At 45.0% G+C, this 15,379-nt stretch carries 17 protein-coding genes and 1 pseudogene; 2 read left to right on the top strand and 16 right to left on the bottom strand.

All coding sequences use genetic code 11. The features are described 5' to 3' along the window. Nucleotides 1-64: 64 nt before the first annotated feature. From ACFQ88_RS22640 to ACFQ88_RS22625, 4 genes are all read right to left on the bottom strand, one after another. Nucleotides 65-364, bottom strand: coding sequence for a GntR family transcriptional regulator (locus ACFQ88_RS22640; protein ID WP_379457003.1), 300 nt, complete (start codon nucleotides 362-364; stop codon nucleotides 65-67). A 207-nt stretch (nucleotides 365-571) separates the two neighbouring features. Further along, the gene (locus tag ACFQ88_RS22635; protein WP_379457001.1) at nucleotides 572-1,795 is read right to left on the bottom strand and encodes an MFS transporter; all 1,224 of its coding nucleotides are present in this window, start codon (nucleotides 1,793-1,795) and stop codon (nucleotides 572-574) included. Nucleotides 1,796-1,856: 61 nt separating this feature from the next. Continuing rightward, entirely contained in the window at nucleotides 1,857-2,447 is a 591-nt protein-coding gene (locus tag ACFQ88_RS22630) for a TetR/AcrR family transcriptional regulator (RefSeq protein WP_379456999.1), read from the bottom strand. Nucleotides 2,448-3,034: 587 nt separating this feature from the next. After that, nucleotides 3,035-3,892 carry an SDR family NAD(P)-dependent oxidoreductase gene (locus tag ACFQ88_RS22625; RefSeq protein ID WP_379456997.1) on the bottom strand — a complete coding sequence of 286 codons (858 nt, stop codon included), beginning with the start codon at nucleotides 3,890-3,892 and terminating at the stop codon, nucleotides 3,035-3,037. Between the two features lie 68 nt (nucleotides 3,893-3,960). Between ACFQ88_RS22625 and ACFQ88_RS22620 the strand changes: the two are divergent. Continuing rightward, a pseudogene (locus tag ACFQ88_RS22620) lies at nucleotides 3,961-4,452 on the top strand (MerR family transcriptional regulator); the annotation flags it as partial. A gap of 293 nt (nucleotides 4,453-4,745) precedes the next feature. On the opposite strand, the gene ACFQ88_RS22615 reads toward ACFQ88_RS22620, so the two are convergent. The 9 genes from ACFQ88_RS22615 to ACFQ88_RS22575 all read right to left on the bottom strand — a co-directional run bounded on the left by ACFQ88_RS22615 (nucleotide 4,746) and on the right by ACFQ88_RS22575 (nucleotide 10,252). Then, nucleotides 4,746-4,940 carry a hypothetical protein gene (locus ACFQ88_RS22615; protein ID WP_379456995.1) on the bottom strand — a complete coding sequence of 65 codons (195 nt, stop codon included), beginning with the start codon at nucleotides 4,938-4,940 and terminating at the stop codon, nucleotides 4,746-4,748. Between the two features lie 293 nt (nucleotides 4,941-5,233). After that, entirely contained in the window at nucleotides 5,234-5,437 is a 204-nt protein-coding gene (locus tag ACFQ88_RS22610) for a hypothetical protein (RefSeq protein WP_379456993.1), read from the bottom strand. Between the two features lie 226 nt (nucleotides 5,438-5,663). Continuing rightward, nucleotides 5,664-6,233 carry an adenine nucleotide alpha hydrolase family protein gene (locus ACFQ88_RS22605; RefSeq protein WP_379456991.1) on the bottom strand — a complete coding sequence of 190 codons (570 nt, stop codon included), beginning with the start codon at nucleotides 6,231-6,233 and terminating at the stop codon, nucleotides 5,664-5,666. 165 nt (nucleotides 6,234-6,398) lie between these two features. Further along, a complete protein-coding gene (locus tag ACFQ88_RS22600; RefSeq protein ID WP_379456989.1) occupies nucleotides 6,399-6,821 on the bottom strand; it encodes a hypothetical protein in 423 nt (140 codons plus the stop codon). A 488-nt stretch (nucleotides 6,822-7,309) separates the two neighbouring features. Continuing rightward, nucleotides 7,310-7,942, bottom strand: coding sequence for a hypothetical protein (locus ACFQ88_RS22595; RefSeq protein WP_379456987.1), 633 nt, complete (start codon nucleotides 7,940-7,942; stop codon nucleotides 7,310-7,312). A 188-nt stretch (nucleotides 7,943-8,130) separates the two neighbouring features. After that, a complete protein-coding gene (locus tag ACFQ88_RS22590) occupies nucleotides 8,131-8,520 on the bottom strand; it encodes an OsmC family protein (protein WP_379456985.1) in 390 nt (129 codons plus the stop codon). 363 nt (nucleotides 8,521-8,883) lie between these two features. Next, complete coding sequence (locus tag ACFQ88_RS22585) at nucleotides 8,884-9,282, bottom strand: Imm26 family immunity protein (protein WP_379456983.1); 399 nt, start codon at nucleotides 9,280-9,282, stop codon at nucleotides 8,884-8,886. Nucleotides 9,283-9,410: 128 nt separating this feature from the next. Further along, the gene (locus ACFQ88_RS22580; protein ID WP_239633566.1) at nucleotides 9,411-9,794 is read right to left on the bottom strand and encodes a hypothetical protein; all 384 of its coding nucleotides are present in this window, start codon (nucleotides 9,792-9,794) and stop codon (nucleotides 9,411-9,413) included. Between the two features lie 182 nt (nucleotides 9,795-9,976). After that, nucleotides 9,977-10,252, bottom strand: a complete 276-nt coding sequence (locus ACFQ88_RS22575) for a VOC family protein (RefSeq protein WP_379456980.1) — start codon at nucleotides 10,250-10,252, stop codon at nucleotides 9,977-9,979. A gap of 1,163 nt (nucleotides 10,253-11,415) precedes the next feature. On the opposite strand from ACFQ88_RS22575, the gene ACFQ88_RS22570 reads away from it, so the two are divergent. Then, on the top strand, nucleotides 11,416-12,306 hold the full coding sequence (locus ACFQ88_RS22570; RefSeq protein WP_379456978.1) for a hypothetical protein: 891 nt from the start codon (nucleotides 11,416-11,418) through the stop codon (nucleotides 12,304-12,306). A gap of 443 nt (nucleotides 12,307-12,749) precedes the next feature. Here the strand turns inward: ACFQ88_RS22570 and aac(2')-IIb are convergent, their stop codons facing one another. From aac(2')-IIb to ACFQ88_RS22555, 3 genes are all read right to left on the bottom strand, one after another. After that, nucleotides 12,750-13,469: a kasugamycin N-acetyltransferase AAC(2')-IIb gene (gene aac(2')-IIb, locus ACFQ88_RS22565; RefSeq protein ID WP_379456976.1), complete on the bottom strand. Its 720-nt coding sequence runs from the start codon at nucleotides 13,467-13,469 to the stop codon at nucleotides 12,750-12,752. Nucleotides 13,470-13,847: 378 nt separating this feature from the next. Beyond that, nucleotides 13,848-14,579, bottom strand: a complete 732-nt coding sequence (locus ACFQ88_RS22560) for a DNA cytosine methyltransferase (protein ID WP_379457866.1) — start codon at nucleotides 14,577-14,579, stop codon at nucleotides 13,848-13,850. Then, nucleotides 14,525-15,298 carry a DNA cytosine methyltransferase gene (locus ACFQ88_RS22555; protein ID WP_379456974.1) on the bottom strand — a complete coding sequence of 258 codons (774 nt, stop codon included), beginning with the start codon at nucleotides 15,296-15,298 and terminating at the stop codon, nucleotides 14,525-14,527. The genes ACFQ88_RS22560 and ACFQ88_RS22555 overlap by 55 nt, the downstream gene beginning before the upstream one ends. Nucleotides 15,299-15,379 lie beyond the last annotated feature (81 nt).

The following is a 15,379-nucleotide window of genomic DNA, read 5'->3' as shown; positions in this document are numbered from 1 at the left end:
TAAAAAGAAAATGCTCGGCTAAGGACGCTCTCTTGATATTTCATGTTATTCATCTGACCAATTATCAAATGATATTTCTACCCACCCGGCGTCCAAAACCAGGTCCAAAACGACCGAAACCTCGATTTTTGATTTTCTGTTCATCTGCGTGAACAAAAGTCCCCGTCCCCTGTGAGGTAAAAATATATCCTTCGCGTGCTAAGTCTCGATATACCCTCTTCGTCGTGATCGAACTGCAATCGAATTCGGCTGATAACTCGCGTACAGACGGCAGTTTAGATTCTAATGGATATTTTCCGTTAATAATGGCATTTCGGATCTGTATTTTTATATTAATATAGAGAGGCTTTTCATCCTTTAACATGTAATCCCCCATTTTCATTCGAACTTATTGCCGAAAGCAAAAAGGGCAACAAGTTCGACCAACGCGTTCCCAACTCGGAAGCCTTTCGTCTTATCGTTCGGCTTCAAGATGAGGAGCTTCCTCATCAACGGACTTACCCGCAGGAGATTTGCCATCCAATTGTTAATCGTGACGAATGTACGACAGTTCCTGCTTGAGTAGCGCGGATCAATCCGGATGCGCTCCGGATTGATTCGCTTTAGCTGCGGTCCCCCCCAATTTCATACCGAGGCTCGCAAAGGCAGCAACCAGAATAATCGCGGCGGACAGGCCATAGACGGGAACAAGCGTAATTGACTTCATTAGCGGACCCGCCATAGCGGTCCCGGTCAGCGTTCCGGCCATGAGCAGTGGCGTAATCGTACCGTTCACACGCCCGATGTAGGCTTCCTCAACCAGTTTCATCATAATAGCTCCGAGCACAATTTGCATGAACGCCGTCATGACGCCGACCATAAAGCGCATGGCAGCCGTCAGATACACCCAGACGGATAGAGCCTCGACGAGGATGGAGAATGAAAGGAAGGCGATACCTGCGAAAATGACGATACGCGGATTTATTTTCGAACCGAGGAACGCTGCCGCCGCGCCGCCAACCAGCATTCCTGCGCCGGACAGTGCATAAAACCATTGGACGTTTTCCTTGTCCAGTTGGAGACGCTCGGTCACGATAAAGATGTCCAACGGCTGGATCAAGCCAGACCCAAGCCCGATACAGGCAAACGTAAGCGCAATAACAATCAAATTCCGATGGCTGCGGATATAGCGGACCCCCTCCTTCACATCCACGAGAATCGGCACGGCGCCTCGTTCAGGCTGGCGCGGCGAAGGAGGAAGGAAGAACTGGACGGCTGCCGCCGTAAGGAACAACCCGATCATTGCAGCCAGCGAGTAGATCAGGCCGAGCGATGAATAGATGAGCGTCCCTACGACCGGACCTACAATAATGAACAAGGACATGATCCCCTGAGAAATACCGATTGCCGGCGCCAGCAGTTCCTCGGGCACATGTCTCTTGAACATAACGGCTGACGATGGCTGTGAGAACTGGCTGACGATGGCCGACACGACCGTCGCGGCGAATACGGCCTGCCAAGAACCCGCGAGCACGAACAATAGAATGACTCCAATCGACAGTACACTGAGCAGATCGCCGGCGATCATCGTCCGCTTCGGATTCCACCGGTCGGCGAAGGCGCCTCCGATGAAAGAGAACAGAAATATCGGCGCGTATTCCATCACGTTCAGCAGGGAAACGGCGACGGGATCACTGTCGGTCTGCTCCATCACGTAGAACAGCAGCGAGATATTTCGGATCCAGATCGCCAACTGCTGCAGAAGGTCAGCGAACGCTACGATTCGGAATACCCGGTTGGTGAACAATGCTTTCATAAAATATCCCCTTAAGGACGGAATCAAACCGACCGTCCGGTCTAATTTTAGGGTAAAATAATTAGTGCATCTCTATCCCCTGCAGCAAGACGTCGATCGCAGTCCGATATAAGCCGACAATCCGATCATTTTCGTATTTGTCATACGAAACACCTAAGCCTACAACTAGACCGTATAGGATAAAAGTGAGATCTTCAAGCGGTATCGGTCGAAACTCGCCGCTTTGCATTCCTTCCTCCAATAGCTGTTGGAAGATCGGGTAGTGCATTCGTGTCAGCACCAGCAGCTTGTTCCGAATCTCGTGATCCCCGTTTTCGCTTCCCAAAAACTCTTCCGCAGCTCGCAGTAGCGGATTCCGGAAATCCTCGGCGTAATGCTCGGCAAGACAGTACAACTTCTCACGTGCCGTACCGAGCGGCTTCTCTATGTCGTGCCACTTACCGATCCACTCGAGCATTGATAGCTCAAGGATGTACAAAAAAAGCGCTTCCTTGTTCTTGAAATGATGATAAATACTGCCTTTACTCGATCCCGATAACTGCCGAATTTCGTCCATTGTGGTCGCTGAGTAGCCTTTCAGCTCGAACAAATTCTTTGCCTTGGCCGCTATGTTGCGCTTTGTCTGTTCGCCATGGTCCGTATACTTAGTCATGCCGTCACTCCCTTTATCATCAAACCGACCGTCCGGTCTATTAAGAATATAAGGGATTTCTATTTGCTTGGCTATACGAAACTAAGTGTAGCCTTGAACTTTTTAAAAAAGACTACGCTTCCTCTCAATCATATGGATAGGATAATTACGATGCCTCTGGCGCAGAGAGAGTTACGCTAAAGCCGAGATTCTCTAGCCTTCGAACAGCTTGTTTAAGATCCAAACCGCAAGCACGCTCGATAAGAGTATTCATAAAAATCACCTTTCTACGGCAATTAATATTAGGACTGGTGTAACAACCAGTAAAGGGTTAATCTACCCCGCGTGCTTCCAGTGAAGGAGTGACATTCTGTGGTGCACCGTGATCGTCGTAGTCAGACTAACGGATGGGTTCGTGACACCATAACGTAACGACCTTCCTCACCAGCCGTAAGAATAGTATAAAACGCCGCATTAAAATTTTCATTATTCTGTGGTGCCCGTCAGGGGCATGGGTAGCTAACGAGGAACGATAGTGTGGGGCTGCGCCAGGACAGCTTCTTTTTAATGGCCATTGAAGTAACGTGCAGATTAATACAGCCTCAAGGTTAAAAATTACGCTGTAGAAATTCGTGTTCGTAAATCGCATGAATCCTTTCCAAAACGTTTTGCGCTTGATCTTTAAATTTTAATTCTGTTACCTGACCTTTCAGCAAAAACACGCCGGTCTCATTACGGTGTTCCCCCAGAGCACCTTCATACAGCATGTTGGCGCCATGGGTCGGCGAAGAGAAAAACAGCTTCATCAACGGTTTAACCAATAGGGGCAGTCCAGATTTTTTCCCTTTTCTTAGTGTATTGTTGCTACCCGGGTCAACACTGCGGATTTTAATGTCGTCCTTGGCAAGCTTCGGCGCGATGGCCTGAGTCCACAGCGAGAGGGCTAACTTTGAGGTGGCGTAAGGACCAATTAGCTTTCGGAAGATTTTGGGGTGCTCTAGGATTTCGATATTAAACTCTTTCGTAAATTTTAGGGCTGAAGATGAGGTGTTGATCACCGTTTTTAAGCGACCGCATTTTAAGAGTTCCTTCAATTCCATCTGAATGATATACGGAACGACCGTCTGCAGCTCATAATGCTCTTCGTGCCCTTGTTTTGAATAGCTCAGCTCGGGAAAGGACCCACCGGCGTTGTTGAACAAAATATCGATCCTCTGCTCTTTGTTTTTGATCTCTTCAAGAATCCGCCTCAAGCTGGCATAATCGGCAAGATCAGCCGTTTTGTAAATTCGAAGCCATCCACTCTTGACGGCTTTTTGAATTCTCATATCGTCCGCAGGAAAGTCGGAACGGTTCATAGCAACCACCTGCCAGTCCTCCGACAGCAATTTCCTGGTTAATTCTAACCCGATCCCGGAGCTTGCGCCCGTAATCAATGCGATATTTTCACGTCGGTTCTTGTTCATTGTACGTCTCCTCCTGATATCGGGATATTTCCCCTGATAGCGCACATTCTACAACTTAGAGTCGACTCCAAGTCAAGACGCTAAAGCAACGTTTTTGTCCCAAGGATGAGGCTGAAGATACGATCCGTTATTACGAAAAGATCGCGCTGCTGCCCCGGGCAGACCGGAAGGATAACGGGTACCGAGTCTACAGGCAGGAAGACATCGGTAGGATCCGGCTGATAGCTTGCCTGAAAAAAGCGGGGATGCCTCTTGAGGAAATGCGGCCTTTCTTGGCGGTCTCAGCAGATACCGATCCCGCGGAATACCCCGAACTGGTGAAACACTTAAGGAGCCATCGGGCAAATATCGTCAGCCAAATCTCCTCTTTGCAGCAGGTCGTTGATTTTATCGACATGAAGTTGGAGGAAGGGAGGTACAGACGGAACTGCTCGGATGAAAGTCAGGACGGCGCGTCTGAGAAAATGATGGGAGAACCGAAACTAAAGCCCGTCTCTCCTGTTGAGATGAGTTATTTTTCCGTACCGGCTAGAGTAGGCAAGTCATCGGATTCCGTATGATAAGCTCGCAATAACAAGGGGGAAGGCCATTGAAACTGACACCGCAGGAAAACATTTGTAAACCTCTTAAAGGGTTCTAGTTTCGATGAGCGGTGGCTACTTATATTGCACAACTGCTGCAGACCGTTAACGGGAACGATAGCGAAAAACACATCATGAGGCCGCCGCGGGATTGATTCCCGCCTGATCGGGTAATTCAAACTGTGTTAGACAACCTTTTTTTTACATTCGGTAACGTGTAGTATTCAGATTATTATTGAAATCCGGGTTACTACGGTCATCTCCAACCGGATTCATTGCCCGAGATATTCAATGTCACCCCGAATGTCCTCCGTTACAGATCGGAGACCATAAAAGCCAGCAAGATTGTTCAAGCCTGCCAACAAGCCAAGTGCGAATTCAAGAGAATATACTCCGTTTAGATGCAGTTGCCTTGTTGAAGAGCGCTCTTTTTGAATGAATTGACTGATCATATCTTTCGTTTCCATGACTGACCCTCCACTTATTTAGATGACTTCCACAGCTGCTCGTGCCTCGTCGTCCATGATCCGGCGAATGGCTGCTTCATCTTCGGCTGTAAACTGATCAACGCCCGTACCATAAGGATCGAATAGAGGATGACAAAGCAATTTTTTGAATCCCGTATCATAAAACGGAAGGAAAGCATAAATCGCTTTTCGAAACCGTTCAGTTACAGGAAATCCTTCGATCGACTCTCGCTGGAGAACCATGCTATATGCAGTTAAAACTTCGCTCTCCCGCCATTAAATATCTAGTTGCCTCATGGCTTGTAGTAGGTGTGTTCGACAATCTTCGTAAGATCTCCGATTCCACCAGATACTTTCCCAGGTTTCATCTTTGCCGCTGACCCACCAAAACGTTGACAGCCGGTCATACCGCCATAACGGATATCTTGACCGATAGCCTTTAAGATGGAGCGAAAACGATAGTATTTTTCATACTCGGGGTATGAATTTTTGATCAAGTTCCCCATGCTTCTATCATTGGATTTCGTACACAAGTAACAACCCATACGAGCATTTTTCCCGCAGGCCATGACTGCCTCGTTATCGTTGACAACAGCTGCTCCAAGAGGACACTCGTTTCCGGCCGCTCCACTGTAGAAGACTAATAGCTCAGTGTTACGGGCACCTTTTCGCCAAGGGGCCTTATTGAATGCAAGGTGCGTAACAACCTCCTGTCGTGTCCAATCACGGACGGGACTCGCGGTCCGGATATTTCCTACGGGATGCTGGCCAAAAAAAATCCTCACCAAAGTGCTTAGAAAGACTCCGTTTTCGTTGGCCACTTTCATTCTCACGAGTCCCGAGTACAAGACACGTATCATAGGCACCTTCCGCAAGAAAGACAGCTTCAAGGAAATACTGAGCCGGTTCGATTTTCAGGCGGATTACACAATATTTGAAGGATATGCTTGGGGCTTGATAACCTTTGCCAATAATACAAACCAAAAGCGTATTGTCCTCCCGTGGCTCAACAATGTGATATTCGATCCACGGAATATTGGCAGTAAGCGTATCGCGCAATTCATGAATGATTTTTTTGACCCCAGGATTTTCGACGAGTGTATCCGCGGAGATAACCCATATTTTTTTTGATGGATCCGGATGCTTTAGTGCATGCTCGATCATGAGCTGTAGCGTAAGTCGTGAATCGATCCCACCTGAATTAAGCAAACCGATCAATGAGTGCTCATCATATATTTTTTTTATCCTGGCTCGTGTGGATGCGAGTAAATCCTCATCCACTTTTTCTAACATATCCAGACTCTCCCCCTAAATAACACGATGACGATCCTGCTTTGTTCCAATAATTTCAACATCAAAATCTAGTAGTACTTGAACCCGATCTTGGGGAAATGGAAGTGGATCTTTGTTAGCACCGTAAGGAGGTATCAGGTTTTGCATATAAATTTCTATCAAAAGCTAACAATTAGGATGGAAGGCATACACCTGGAACTTGTGTTTCGGGCTCATATAATGCCAATCTGTCCCATTATCCAACATGGCATCGATTACAGCCTGCTCGGGAATCATTAGACGAAACCCAGAGCGTTCCAAGAAGGAAAAGAGTTGGCCAGCTTCAGATTCGAGTTGAAAAATCGTCTGCCATGTAAACCCACTGTCCGGGGGAATACAATCCTCTTGTGGCTTGTCATTGATGAAGTGATGTAGTACATAATACAAGCTGTGAAAAAACACAGCTGACCAATCACGAACCACGCCATGGAACGTAAAACCAGCCTCTTCGAGGTGGTCCCATATATCTGCCGCAATAAGGTTATAGCTTTTTAAACGCTCAGTAATCGAAACGCAGTGTTCTCTTTCCACAAACTCATACCGCTCCATTTTCTTTATCACCCCTTCTACTCGTAAATTGATCCTTACAAAACGTCCTACTCGAATCGCAGGCAGAACAAAATTATAGTGTGCATATGAATTGCCTCCCTCTTTTTGGCATAAAAAAAGGAGACTCAAAAAAACATACGTATCCCGTATGTTTTTTGGTCTCCTATTTCAATGCCTAGTATTTAATCGCTAATAATTTAGCTTCCCCATCTCTGCCGAATCAAGTAAGGCAAAGAAAAGTTAATTGTGTTTCGTAATGAATCTATTATATCTTTTTCTGGAAGGTCTGTAAAATCGATATGCTAGTGTCCTGGACGAAGCAGCTCGACTATCACGACATATATTTCTTCCCGTTCCACCGTTCAATGAAACTCGAGCGGCGATCCTCTCGGTATACAATCAGACCAGCATTTCCAACTCCTGCCTGATCACGCCGGCAGGCTGTTTAATTAAAGTAACGTTCCTCGTTAGTTCAATCCACTACGAACTTACAATTCAGGAGGTAGCTTATATGTAACATGTCCATTTCCATCCAGAAATTCCATTTTAGGATTATCATTTTTATCTACTAGCATTCTTATCCGTTGTTTTCCTTTACTATCCATCAGACAAATCGTCACTTCCCCTTTTTCATTCTTCCCCATAAATGCTCGTTGTGTACTTCCTTCCCATAGTGCGTCAATCTCTTTCTTTTTTGTTTCAGTATCTTTGTTTGATTCGTTGATTTCTTGTAGTATTTTTAATTGCTCAGATAGTGGAATTTGTGGTCTATCCTTTATTTTGAATCCGTAAGTCATTACTCCGTTCTCATTATAGTAAGACATTGTGACAACTTCATCTTGCTTATACTGGTCAAAAGTAAGTGAAGCAGAAGACTTGTAATGACCATTTTCATCTTTCTCACTTCCGAATATCAATCCACCGCATTCGTCACCTTCACCGTTATAAAACATAATTCCAGATATCGGCCAATCTTTTCTATGTCCGGGCAAAATATCCTCACCATCCATCATTGCTGGAGGGATGCTTTCTTTATTAAAAAGTGTCATTTTTATATTTCCATCTTTGTCAACAATATTGAGGTTTTCAACGTCAATCCTTTCAAATCTTTCCCTTTTCAATTCTTTTCGCCTCCCACTTTTCTTTTCTCTTTCCTATTCGATGGTAATATTGATTAATCCTTCCATATAGCATAACGCGGCTGCCGATCTATGCCGGCAGCCGCATCTTGGTTGATTATTAAACTGTCGTACCCGTTAGCGGAAATACCAGATCATTTCACAAAAATAACAATCGGAGAAGTCCTAATTCAAATAATATTGCATTCATTAATAAATTCTAGCTGTTTAGATAAAGTTTTTTTTACGGGACAGTTCGCTACCCTTTTCAATACTTCCTCCCTGGTTTCATTAGCGATTGATCCGGAAATATCAATTTGATACTTAAATGTAGTCTTTTCTTCATTGCTTCTATCAAATTCAACTTTAACAGTAACCCTGTCATAAGATAAACTCATAGAATCCAACACCATTCGCGTTGTAATATTTAAACAAGAAGCATAGCCAGATTCTATCAGATCATGTGGCCTAAAATATTTGCCACTTCCCCCTTTATCCTCCGCAACATCGGAATAAATTTTCGAAGTACCGTTAAAAAGTTCAGTAATATAAGCTTCGCTTCCACTTGTTGAGATAACCATTGTATTCCCTCCAGTTGAATTTTTTCCCTTGAGTAATTAGGATAACTCTTACAACGATATTAGTGAAATATATTAAAGTAATTTACTCAATAGATATTACCTATAAGTTTCATCCATAATCGAAACATTTTGATTCGCAATGCTGCCAGTTAGCGTGGAAACGGCAGCCGATCGTTTGGCCGGCTTAACGTGGATTTTAATGGAAATAAACGTACCCGATAGCGTATTACGGTGCGTTACATATGATAACAGCCATAATGAAATTACCTTATAAAAGATGAGGCTCACCATTTAATACTTGGTGAATGGCCCTACCTACTCCACTATATGTTACAAGACCGTAATTCGAAATAACCTTTGGAACTATCGCCAATTCATTCCCGTGAACATCATAGTATTTTTGAGTGGTTTCATGCCAAAATCCAAAGTCCACAGATAAGTCTTCTTTGGTAATAGGTAAGGAACCGATTGTTTCAAAATAACCTTTGCCCAGCCCTGATTATTAATTATTACAGGAGGAATGATTAATTCAGACTGTGTCAGGTCAGGAGGAACCTCTTTCTTGATACTGCTTTTGTTATAGATGTACAATAGGTTCCAACCTTTGAAAAATGGGTGCTTACTTTCAATATTTGTTAGTACCACCCTCCCAAAAAAGTATCTTCCCTCCATCGGTTGAATTACAAAAGTGTCCCCTGAGGTAGGCCTTTTTCTCGATGATTTCATCATTAGCAGTTCATTAAACTTTTCGTTTGATGGCATTCAGCAAGGCTCCCTAAAAACATAGTTTCATTCTAAATTATTGCCAGTTAGCCTAACTCGGCTGCCGTGCTTCGTTGTTTATTAAACTATCGTACCCGTTAGCTTAACAGTAAAGTGATTAACATTTCTTACATATCCATTTCCTTGGTTGTGGCATTTTTAAGTGCAATTGAAAGTTTTTCAGCAGCTTCTTTCACGATAATAAAAGCTTTAGCCACAGCTGCATCAGCCTCATCAGCCCTATTTAATGATTCTTCGGCTAGCTGAGATGTTTTAATAAGCTTTTGAACAGCCTCATTCCGTATTATTTCAGCCACTTGTAACAAGGAAGGATTGTCTGAAACATGAGTTAAATATTGCGTTGCATCATCGGCTGCATCTGTTGCTAAAGCTACCTCATTTTCCAACTGGATAGCTAATTTTCGAACATTAATTGCCAAAGAAGTTACTTGATTTAGTTCTGTTCTGGCTGTTTTCATCTGTTCGAGTAACGACAATAAGCTTTCCGACATAAGGGCTTCTTCTCCTTTAATTACTAGATTTATCCTAAGTTTATCATATTAGATTGATTTAGCCAGAATGGTATCAGAAAAAATGGGTATTCTGCGAGCTGTATTATCCTGCCCGTAATCGCTAGTTCGACTCATTTTTTGAATAAGGGCTAATCCAAGTCCAGTAGGGTCAACCAAGTATGCTAGGAAAAAATCATCCAATTCCATTTTCTTTCGTACAACCAAAGCACCGAAATTCTTAGCATTTGAAATCGTTTCATCAATAAAATTGACTTCAATTTGAATTCGAGTGCCAAATCATGTGGACCTTTAGTGATACCTCCAGAGATTCCTCCTGTGCTGACAGTGCAATAACCCCTGCTGGGTTCACTAACTTCCCAACCAAATACATTAGAATAAAATTCTGTTGCTTTGTCGGTGTCTTGACTATTTAACTCAAACCCAGCGACCTTTCCCACTGTAGTCCTTCTTTCTATGAGTGATTAAATATTGAATTCAGTATTTTCCATTAAATTCCTCTAGAGTTGACATGTTACTTTGCATTACTGCCCGTTAGGGATGTCGGAACACAAAAATATTCCATACTTATTTGCGAGATAGATATGGGCATCTATCCAATCCTTAATACTATCTTGGCATACAATTAGTTAGATGCCCAGTTTAAAGGAGTGAATAAATCGAATGGGATTTATATCGCAAGAAGATCCAACTTCTCCTCCACCCTCATATGTACCTCAAATGTCTCCATATGCTGTTGACCTTGGGACAATTTCAAGTTGTTTGGATCAATACACTTTCATATGGCTCAATAATGGGGATAGCTTTTGGTTTTATCTGACTTTTGTCGGAAGGACATCGATTTTAATTTAAGAGAAATTATTTCATTTTCATGTTACTGATTAATTATAATCCATGATTGAAGAGTACTTTTCAGCAGAACCTCATATGTATTTAGTCCAGCTTGTTTGCCCCACTATCCTGGTAATTGAGCAAAGGCAGCCGATCGTACTGGCCGGCTGCCTTCGTGTTGTTTATATTCAGCTATCGTACCCGTCCGGTTTTAAGGGTTTATCTCACATATACTCACTCATTCGCAGGATTTCATCACCTTGTAATGTAACCCATATCGGAATTCTAAGCTAATGGGGACTGGGAAACCCTCACCTTTCGTCGCCTGACTGTATGACCTAACTGGAACTGGATGAGGGTCGAACTCTATAATCAATAAAGCAAACTTGCACGCAATTCGAAAACTCGAAGCTACTTGTGGTACGGTTCAGCTTAACGATGCTATCGGCGAAAAATGCGAAAGGAACAGCTGCTGCGCGATGATCTGCTTGTTTCGTTCGGGGGTATTTACAGCGTACAACCTTATAATGGTAAAATATAGATAAGAAATATTGGAGGTGAAGGTATGTATGGCTGATTACAAAGATAATAGGAAGTTGAACTTTTTATTACGGCACCTAGACTATCATAACACCTACATAAAAACGTTCAATAATGAGGGGGAAAAAGGGAAGAGACTCCTCCGTATTATAGTTGATCGTCCGGACCCCGCCGCGGGGAATCGCCCTCCGCCGCTCAGGGTACGAGTATCTTCCTCGGGAGGGCGATACCAATGAGGGATGCTGCGGAGGGGCAGCAGAAGCACGGGCAGCAAGAACATGTCGAGACACTGCCGCTGTTCTCCACCACGGATAAGAACGGACGGATGACTATGCTCCGGCCGGGACGTCGCGTCGGACGCGCGGCTCCGCTGATGCCCTGGCTGCTCACAGCCGCTGTACTGTGGGCGCTGACAGGCTCCGTGCCGTTCGGCGCACTGCTCGGCATGGCGCCTACACCGACGATCAGCATGCTCCTCGGTCATCCGGTCACAGTGGGCGTCGCCGTTTTGCTGCTGTTCGTCGCGATCGGTACGACCGGCGGAGTGTACTCGCGAGCGGTCGAGCAGTTCGGACAGACCAGGGTCGCCGGCTTGTTCGTGGCGCTAGCGATAGCAGGAGGACTCGCAGCAGTCGCGGGAGTCCTCCTGTTCTGGACACTGACAAGCGATCCGTCACGCCCCTTTGACCTCAAGGCCATAGCCACATCGCCGACGATCCCGCCAGAGCTCGGCGCCGTCGTTGGAGCTAGCTTCGGCCTCTGGGCCGCCATCACGCTCCTGCGGTTGCCCGGCTCTATCGCCCACGCCCGGCGGCGTCAGGTGGACATCGAGCGACTCCGCATGGAGGGTTCATCTTGCACCGGGACGTTGACCGCCGTGAACTTTACTAACAGTTGGCTCTTTAATTTCCCGATGTTCACGGTTGAGATAAATTACATCGTCGACGGTACTCCTCGTGTCGTCTCAGCGCACATGCGCACCAGCGCCGACCGCGTTCCCGTCGTCGGGTCGCGAATGATCGTGCTGATCGACGACCGCGGAACCACCCACGTGGAGCTGGACCTGGCGAGTGGAGCGGCATTCGAGCCGGACGTGGGGAAGTACGCCCCGTCGGACGGTTGATTTTGCGGCTAGCACTAGTCTCCCTCTATTAGGGAGAGTAATGTGGTATCCAGCAACATAGTCCGACTTAATTGAGCCTTTAGATAATCCCGGATCTCGGGGTCACGACATTACATGAAGCATCCCTTCATACCCCTGGAGATCAAGACTTTGGAGATGTTCTTAATCAGCTTGGTCAGCCGTGGATTTTTGTTTTTCAGTCCCCATTCTCCCAGCTTGTCCTTGTATGCTGTCGCCCAATTCTCATCCTTACATTAAAATTTTCGCTGTTATTTGTGATACGGTTCAGCTGAATTAATCTTCAACTATTGCCCTTACATCAACGAATACCAAAGAGGAGCTGTCCATTACGGCAGCTCCACACTATAGTACCCGTTAGCTTAATCGCTTGTCTTTTCCTTTTGTTCATTCCATTTTATCATTGTTCATAAGGCAATATCGGATCAGATGATTGAGAAATTGACTCCGTAAAACTCAAGGGCACATTTCTTCGCCACTCTTTGGGATGACACGTTGTCCGAAGAGGTGCTGTACAGGGGGATACGCCCCATCTTCCGCATGGCCATTGCCCACCCTGCCACAACGTTAGCAGCATATCCTCTACCGCGAAATGCTTCCAATGTCTCAAGCCCCGCCTCGTGCGCACGCGGTGAGATGCGAACGCTTTGACAGATCGAGACGGCTCGGCCTTCACATACGATTGCCATGCAAGGCTGGACATAGTCTATTTCAGAGGCCAGCCATTCGAATCCGTCAAGATTGATCTCGCTAATATTGTCTCGGGTGATGCTTACCACTTGCACTAAAGGAGCGATTTTGTCGGGAATAAGAAAACAGGGTCCCATCGTGAACTTTTCCCCTTGCAGGAGCTCCATATATGTTTCAAATTGCTTCGGCTTCGTATGGAAATCCCTCACAATTGGTTCGCCGGCACACAGTATGTTCAACCGCTCTACAAGCGGATCGGGAACGTCGTGCCGAAACCGGCAAACAGTCGTTCCCTCAATCGTCCTGCCCAAGAAAAACCGAGGAGCAGGCGGGCTTCCCGGCCAAGGCTCGTTTACTTCGTGAATCCGCATACGCTGATCGTGCGTAAACATCGCCTCCGTGTGGAGTTCCATCAACTCATGAGCAGTCGGTTTGATTTTTTCATATCCTATCAATTTTTCAACCTCCAATATTCATCCATATTTAAAATCTTATCATCTTTTTTTATTTTTCAATTGGTATAGTTCTAATATAATTAACTGTTGTCATGAGAAAACAAAGTATTGGACTGCATGTATTGTATCCGTGCAATTTATCGACATACAATCTGTCAAACTCCAAAAAAATAAGTATTAGACTGACGCGGTAAACGAAACTGCAGCAGCCATGGCCGAGAAATAAAGTCCTAAAAATGTGGGAGTAAAACAGAAGAAAGCAAAGGAGTAAAGCAGCGAATGCCGCGTAACACCTTTGCTTTTTTTATAATAGTACTTTTATGAACTGGTTAATGCTCCGTTGGGACGGCCTCTATTATTTTAAAAATATCCCTTGTTTTATGCAAATACGAATCCGATTTGACCGTCATGATCTCGAGTCAATCCAGTATCATACTGCTTCTCTTCAATTCTACTATCACTCCTAGCAGATGCAGCGCGGGAATTTCGTCTGACGAACATCGACGCAATTTCATTAGCAAAGGCCCGAACTACGAGTCCACAAATACTTTGGCCTATCATTTCGACCATACGATAGACCGGGATATAAGAAGGAAACTCGAACCATTTCGGGATATGAAAAATGCGACGAAGTTCACTAACGGTCAAAAAGCGCCAATGGGTACCCTCATCATTTAGAACATAAGAGTTGCTTGCGCTTTGCGAACGGTAGCGGCGTGGAATACACTGTATCTCCGTACAACTTTCAGGATGAACGAATGTTTTCTTTGTGCTTCGCAGCGCCCACGAATTATTCTTTTCTCCTTTAGAGGCGAAACTATCGAACCATGTGCTAACCGATTTCCATTCGTGTACTGCGCCTTTCGAGTCAAGATAATCACGTAATTTTAAGCGTCGGAAGACAGGCGCCTTCGGCACACGGAAATTCTCGAAGTCTTCCTTTTCTCGAAGATAAACTACATAGGATCGATTTCGATGCGCGATGCTGCCGAAATCATAACTATCAATCTGAATGGGACCGATAGCATATGGATAGATGGGATTAAGGAGTTCCTTCAATGCAAGATAACTTGATGAGCTATAGAAACTCGGGACATTCTCAAAAAGAATGGCACGCGATTCTGCAGCTTGTAGTATTTTATAGGTGCCAAGAACAAGGTTGTCAAAATATCCTTGCCCCCGTCACCTAGTGACGAGTGCTCCGAACAATCCAGCGTAACAAAAGCAACATCGGCTTTTGCTACCGTGTGACAGTCTCGTAGATCTCCATTGAAAAGATAGGAGTACGGGAAGTTATGTTTCGAAACTCCAGCGCTATCTTCATCAATCTCAATCTCTTGTACCGCTGTGTAGTACTGTGATTCTACAAAGACCGCAGTACCCAATCCAGCCCCCGAACAAATCGATAAAAGGCGAATCCGCTCATCAGAAGGTGGTTCCACTTTATCGCTTTCGAAAAGACGATATCGAAGCGGGCGTACGACCACTTGAGATATGTTTCCTCTTCGATAGACACTGATTTCGATCTTCTCTTGAACATTCAAAATGGTGGCATATCTGGACCCACATGTATCAACGAGCGGTCGTGGTTGCCCGCTGGTTCGGTTAATCCGAGATGACACGCTAATTTCATGATCAAAACCATCATCATCGTATGGCTGATTTTGAATAATGATCATTTTCTCTTTCTCATCAATCCTAACAAATAAATCCGCTCCCGGGGTAAATCCGGCGGCTTCACATACAATGTGCTGCAGCCATAAACGGGGAGCATCATGTTTTTTACTTACCTTGTAAACTTTTTTTAAAAGAGGCATTGTAAATTTCATAGGAACGTCCCTATACAGCCGGATCGGGAATCCCCGATGGTGTGAATGGGGACTCCCTCCTTTCCGGCAGGGAATATGATC

The organism is Paenibacillus sp. NPDC056579 (assembly GCF_042793215.1).
GTDB lineage: Bacteria > Bacillota > Bacilli > Paenibacillales > NBRC-103111 > Paenibacillus_S.
Note: the sequence above shows the minus strand (reverse complement) of the source record. Positions and strands in the feature narration are given on the sequence as shown.

Bases quoted from the DNA above. Each gene is read 5' to 3' on its own strand.
- ACFQ88_RS22640 (WP_379457003.1), bottom strand. From the start codon at position 364: ATGTTAAAGGATGAAAAGCCTCTCTATATTAATATAAAAATACAGATC.
- ACFQ88_RS22630 (WP_379456999.1), bottom strand. From the start codon at position 2,447: ATGACTAAGTATACGGACCATGGCGAACAGACAAAGCGCAACATAGCG.
- ACFQ88_RS22555 (WP_379456974.1), bottom strand. From the start codon at position 15,298: ATGAAATTTACAATGCCTCTTTTAAAAAAAGTTTACAAGGTAAGTAAA.
- ACFQ88_RS22570 (WP_379456978.1), top strand. From the start codon at position 11,416: ATGAGGGATGCTGCGGAGGGGCAGCAGAAGCACGGGCAGCAAGAACAT.
- ACFQ88_RS22625 (WP_379456997.1), bottom strand. From the start codon at position 3,892: ATGAACAAGAACCGACGTGAAAATATCGCATTGATTACGGGCGCAAGC.
- ACFQ88_RS22590 (WP_379456985.1), bottom strand. From the start codon at position 8,520: ATGGTTATCTCAACAAGTGGAAGCGAAGCTTATATTACTGAACTTTTT.
- ACFQ88_RS22580 (WP_239633566.1), bottom strand. From the start codon at position 9,794: ATGTCGGAAAGCTTATTGTCGTTACTCGAACAGATGAAAACAGCCAGA.
- ACFQ88_RS22605 (WP_379456991.1), bottom strand. From the start codon at position 6,233: ATGTTAGAAAAAGTGGATGAGGATTTACTCGCATCCACACGAGCCAGG.
- ACFQ88_RS22615 (WP_379456995.1), bottom strand. From the start codon at position 4,940: ATGGAAACGAAAGATATGATCAGTCAATTCATTCAAAAAGAGCGCTCT.
- ACFQ88_RS22635 (WP_379457001.1), bottom strand. From the start codon at position 1,795: ATGAAAGCATTGTTCACCAACCGGGTATTCCGAATCGTAGCGTTCGCT.
- ACFQ88_RS22600 (WP_379456989.1), bottom strand. From the start codon at position 6,821: ATGGAGCGGTATGAGTTTGTGGAAAGAGAACACTGCGTTTCGATTACT.
- ACFQ88_RS22585 (WP_379456983.1), bottom strand. From the start codon at position 9,282: ATGCCATCAAACGAAAAGTTTAATGAACTGCTAATGATGAAATCATCG.